Here is a 5,110-nt window from a genome sequence, read left to right as displayed (position 1 = left end):
GCGGAATCCTGTTCGACCTTGACGGCGTGTTGTATGTCGGCAATCAGGTCATTGACGGCGCATACGACGCGATACGCGCCGTCCAGGAGCGGCATATCCCGCACCGCTACGTGACCAATACCACCACTCAAGCGCGGGACGCGCTAGCGCACAAATTGCAGGCCCTGGGATTCCCGATCGAACCGAAGCACATCCTGAGTGCTCCCGCTGCGGCGCAGGTGTACTTGCGTCATCGACAGTTCCGTTCGTGCCATTTCCTGGTGGCCGATGCCATCCGGGAGGAGTTCCGCGAATTTCCGACGTCGCAGACCGCTCCGGAGGCGGTTGTGATTGGCGATATCGGCCGCGCCTGGACGTATGATCTGGTGAATCAGGTGTTTCAGATGGTCATGGCAGGCGCGGAGTTGATTGCGCTCCACAAAGCAAAATATTGGCAAACACCGGAAGGACTCCAGGTGGATATCGGCGCCTTCGTTGCGGCATTGGAATACGCCACCGGGAAAGAGGCCACCGTTATCGGAAAGCCTTCTCCCGCTTTTTTTCAGGCCGCTGTGCAAGAACTGGATTGCCCCAAGGACGAGATCGTGATGATCGGGGACGATATCGACGCGGACGTGGGAGGGGCACAAAAGTGCGGACTACGGGGAATTCTGGTTCGGACGGGCAAATACCGGCAGGAGTATGTGAGCGCGTCCCCCATTACTCCTGATGCTGTTCTGGACTCGATCGCCCAGCTGCCACGGTATCTGTGACAGTTCGCGCGGAAGGTGAAGACACGAATTTCTGAGAGGAAAGGAATGCGCGGCGTTGAACGACCATTTTTCGCGATTTTGACCGGAACAATGGGACGACCACCGTCCGCGGCGCGCTACGCGTAGGCCTACGCATATACCAAAATCATGTTGTCAGGCGGGTGCCGGCCACAAGCGTTCCTTCTAGGAAACCTCCCAATGTAATCACTGAAGAGTTCTGGGTGCATGGGGATAAGCGACAATTTGTCGTGCTGCTTTTCGCGATATATTTAGCTGTATGAAAACGGATCTCGGGTACTGAGAACCCTGTCGTGATGAGGTTTTAAGGGAAAGTAGCTGCGCCGAGTTAGGGAGCAGGCGCTGGAGTTATGCAGCAAAACTGTCTCCCTATAACAACAAAAGCTAGGCAGCATCAAATGCTCCGACTCGCGGACACATCTATTCGCCTGTACCGGAAGAAGGACGGTACAGCTTCTGTTCGTTTGCGCAGCTATCTCATGATCAACACCGACATCGGGTTCCGTCTGTCCGCATATCTCAATAAGATTGAGTGCTCGGTTGCAATAGTTGATGGTCCAACCGTGCATTTCGACGAAGTAGCCTACTCCGAGCATTGCACATACAAAATGAATCACATGGTTCATGATTTCTGGGCCACGGGATCGACCCCATATGGCGCAATGAAGGACACCACGGTTGGCCTTCTTCGCATCGAATATCGGTTGTTCTCCTTTGAAGGCCAAGGGGAACCATCCATTATCGAGCAAGTTGTCCCGGTTGTTGCGAGAGGCACCGCAGAACAACGTTTTGGCAAAAGATATCGAAATGCTGCCTAAAATCACAATCCACCGGACCTCCGGCAAGCTGTGCTTGCCTTCGCCCGGTGATTTTCAACGTGGCCCATCTTAGGCACAGGCTATGGACGTTGCGTACTTCTTCAATCGCCGGCTAGAGTTCATTCGGCAGCTTTACGACACGGCATCCTCGCCATACTTAGAGCGTAAACGAAAGATCGAAGCCGAGGAGGTGCCATTTGCTCTGCCGTACAGCGAGGATGGCGAGCCGGCTTTCCTCGAAGAATGGATAGAAGCCGACGAATCTCTTCACGTCCTTGCTTACTCGTGCGTTTCAATGCTTGCTGGGGCATTGCATCTCTACCTCGAAACATGGGTGAGCGAGAGTCACGTCCGGATTGATGAAGCTCTGAAGAAAACGTTCAAGAAAATTGGCTGGTTCCCCGGCTACAAAACTCACTATTTTCAGCGCTTCGCAATCAACTTTGAAGCTTGCCAAGAGAACCTTCGACTTCTTGAAGAGGTCGTTCTTGCGCGCAATCGGATTGAGCACCCGTCATCGATAACCAGCATCAGAATAAACTACGACGATGCGAACCTAAGGAAGTTGCCTCATCCGTTCTTCATTGATGAAAGGGAGGCAGCTCTTTTTGCGGACGCAGAGGAAGACGAAAGAGCATGGTTCATCCCGCCAACTCTGCACGTTACTGAAAAGCAGCTTCTTGCCGCAATCACGGTAGCCGAAGGTTTTGCTAAGTGGTTTGATGCAGAGATTGAAAGCCGGATCTATGCGCAATAGATGCTCAACCTATCATTCGATCAAAGGCACGTCCCATGAGTGCAACTGTCCTATTGGAATGGAACTTCACACCACCTGACTACTTCGAGGAAGCGATTGCGATTTTGCGTCACGACTACGCCATGAACATTGCCGACGGAAAAGTGGAGGCGAAGATCGAATCTTCGATATTCACCTCGAATTCATCTATTCGCCAAGCGCTACATGATTCCCTGAACGACAGATTCTTAGGCGTGCAGTTGCTCACTCATCGTCCGTATGAGCTATCCAAGTCGACAATCACTCGGGTGCACCCCGACGGACGAAGGGAAATGTCGATTGAACTGGAATCTGCATGCTTCGTGATTTCTGGTGGATCTGTTGATTTCCAAGTTACGGACAAGGATGGCAATGTCATTGCGGACTCAAAGCGTGATCGAATCGAAAGGAAGAAGAGCCTCGCAGAGTTGGTTTCTGCCCACCGTGCTTCTGATGGTCTGTTAGGCGCAATGCTTCGGAGCTACGACGCTGGGGTGCGCGACCCCAACAATGAGTTGGTCCATCTGTACGAGATTCGTGATGCACTGTCCGTCAAGTTTGGTGGTGAGGGCTCCGCGCGAGCAGCACTTGCCATCACTGCGTCACAGTGGTCTCGTCTCGGTCAACTCTGCAACAACGAACCGTTGTGTCAGGGGCGTCACCGCGGCAAGACAGGCGAAGTGCTGAGAGATGCAACCGAAGCCGAACTAGCGGAGGCCCGTGGCATCGCACGCGCCATGATTGAGGCCTACCTGCAATACATAGACCCCCAGAATCTTCAGGGTAGTTCGTGATGATTGTCCACCCATCGTTCCAGGAGACTCTGCGCGATAAAGCCGCGCAGAGTCCCTGAACTCAGATGTTCCTGAACGTCCGCTTTCTCGCCGCACCACCGTCGCCTTTGGGTCGCGTCCGGCTGTAGAAAAATCCCCGGAGCAGCCATTCTGCGAGGTTCTTTTGGCTTCGCCTTGTAGCCAGCCGATACCTGTTGCTGTGCAAAAACGAGTCAGCGATGTCGAACGTGTCGGCAGGTCATGATGCCGTTTATGTACTCGGGTGCGGAAGCTGATTGACTGGCGTTACTGAAGTATCAATTTCTGTTCAGCGCGAGCAGTTTGCGTGCCTGATCTGTGCACTGAATACCGATCGCCTCGTCGAGTGCATGCAGCCAGGGTTCGGGAATCGCCTGCAGTCCATAACGAGCGCCGGCCAGCATGCCGGCAATGGCTCCCGTCGTGTCGGCATCGCCGCCGCGATTGACCACGTCGATCAGACACTCCTCGAAGCGGTTTGTGGTAAGGAATGCCTGTAGAACGGCCTGCATGGTTTCGACGACGTAGCCGCTCGGATTGTCGCGGCGTTTCTTGTCGAAGGCGAATGCCGGATGCTGGCGAACAAGGTCGTCTGCCCGCTGTCGGCATAGGCCCATGGCATCACTCGCGCCGAGAAAATCCTGCACCATCAAAATCAAGGTTTCGCAGGCGGCATCGGAGAGCGCGTTGTGATGCGTGACGTGCGCCTGGGCTCGACTCGCCAGGCGGGTCACTTCCGGTGCTTGGCCGTAGCACGCCAGCGCTACCGGCAAGACGCGCATTGCTGCGCCGTTTCCGGCGTCGTGTTCCGAGGGCGGTGCTTCCGGGTTGCCCGTTTGGCGGAAGGCGATCAGGTTGCGGCGCACAGTGTTGCCGATGTCGACCGGTTTGGCGCGCATCCAGGCGTCGAAGGCTTCGGCGACGGCCATCGCCTCTATACCGCCGTGGTTGAGGATGACTTCGCCGAGTGCCAGCGACATCGTGGTGTCATCGGTGACCTGGCCGGGCTTGAGCCGCAACCAGCCGCCGCCCGTGATGTCGCGGTGCACGCCAAACTGGTGGCGTATTTCGTTGGGCGTGAGAAATTCCACCGTGGCGCCCAGCGCATCGCCGATGGCCAGACCGAGGTAGGCCGCGACGGCGCGTTCAGCGTGCAGGGAACACCTGCCGTCCGACGAAGTAACGAACCGCCGTGTCCTGGGCGTGCTCGCGGTCAGTTCTCCGGCCCGAAGCATTTGGCGTAGTCCACGCATTCGCCGCAGGAGGGTGCCGGGCAAACGTAGATGCCCTCAAGCGAGCAGAACCGACGGTAAAGAAACTTCTTCCACTTCATGTCGTCGACATTGTCGCGAGCCAGTTTCGGAAAGTTGACCCACATCAGACAGGTCAGCTCGTCGCGGCTACCCAGACCGAGATCCTGCCAGAGATGGTCGGACCCGGCACAGGCGGTGGCAACGATATCGGCGATCCAGCGCTCGGACTCACGTTCGCCGGCACGATGGTCCAGGAGCAGCTTCTGCAGATCCTCGAATTCGGGAATTTCCAGCGCGTCCCGTTCGGTGGCGCAGGGCGCATCACCGGGAAAATACTCGGCCAGCATCTGCGCGGCGCGCGCCGTGCCGAGGCCAAAATGAGCGGGCAGGCAGCCTTTGCCGGCAGCTTGCCCGGCGATCAGGCTGGCCAGCAACATCCGGTTTGGATCGGCCGCCGCCGCTTCCGCCGCATGTCTGAGCAGCAGTTCGGCAAGCAGCCAGCTACGGTAGAAGAGGCGGTCCGGGCCGTTCATGGCAGCGTCACTTGCTCGGATATTCGACGAGAATGTCTTCGTCGCGAACGATCATCTGGCAAGCCAGGCGCCACTGCGTCGGCGGGATGTCATCAACATACATCTGCTCGACCTCGGCCTTGGTGATGTGGCCCAGCGCAGTAAGCGCC

The 5,110-nt window shown here is 56.6% G+C and carries 6 protein-coding genes; 4 read left to right on the top strand and 2 right to left on the bottom strand.

All coding sequences use genetic code 11. The features are described 5' to 3' along the window. From PROAA_RS10015 to PROAA_RS10000, 4 genes are all read left to right on the top strand, one after another. On the top strand, positions 1-752 hold a 752-nt coding region (locus PROAA_RS10015), incomplete at its 5' end, for a TIGR01458 family HAD-type hydrolase (RefSeq protein ID WP_222102204.1). A 416-nt stretch (positions 753-1,168) separates the two neighbouring features. Further along, entirely contained in the window at positions 1,169-1,588 is a 420-nt protein-coding gene (locus tag PROAA_RS10010; RefSeq protein ID WP_186411203.1) for a hypothetical protein, read from the top strand. 82 nt (positions 1,589-1,670) lie between these two features. After that, positions 1,671-2,345 carry a hypothetical protein gene (locus PROAA_RS10005; RefSeq protein WP_186411202.1) on the top strand — a complete coding sequence of 225 codons (675 nt, stop codon included), beginning with the start codon at positions 1,671-1,673 and terminating at the stop codon, positions 2,343-2,345. Positions 2,346-2,380: 35 nt separating this feature from the next. After that, complete coding sequence (locus PROAA_RS10000; RefSeq protein ID WP_186411201.1) at positions 2,381-3,157, top strand: hypothetical protein; 777 nt, start codon at positions 2,381-2,383, stop codon at positions 3,155-3,157. Positions 3,158-3,453: 296 nt separating this feature from the next. Here the strand turns inward: PROAA_RS10000 and draG are convergent, their stop codons facing one another. Then, entirely contained in the window at positions 3,454-4,410 is a 957-nt protein-coding gene (gene draG, locus PROAA_RS09995) for an ADP-ribosyl-[dinitrogen reductase] hydrolase (RefSeq protein ID WP_186411200.1), read from the bottom strand. Then, on the bottom strand, positions 4,389-4,961 hold the full coding sequence (locus tag PROAA_RS09990) for a nitrogen fixation protein NifQ (protein ID WP_186411199.1): 573 nt from the start codon (positions 4,959-4,961) through the stop codon (positions 4,389-4,391). The genes draG and PROAA_RS09990 overlap by 22 nt, the downstream gene beginning before the upstream one ends. Positions 4,962-5,110: the final 149 nt, after the last annotated feature.

The organism is Candidatus Propionivibrio aalborgensis (assembly GCF_900089945.1).
In the GTDB taxonomy this organism is placed as follows: Bacteria; Pseudomonadota; Gammaproteobacteria; order Burkholderiales; family Rhodocyclaceae; genus Propionivibrio; species Propionivibrio aalborgensis.
Note: the sequence above shows the minus strand (reverse complement) of the source record. Positions and strands in the feature narration are given on the sequence as shown.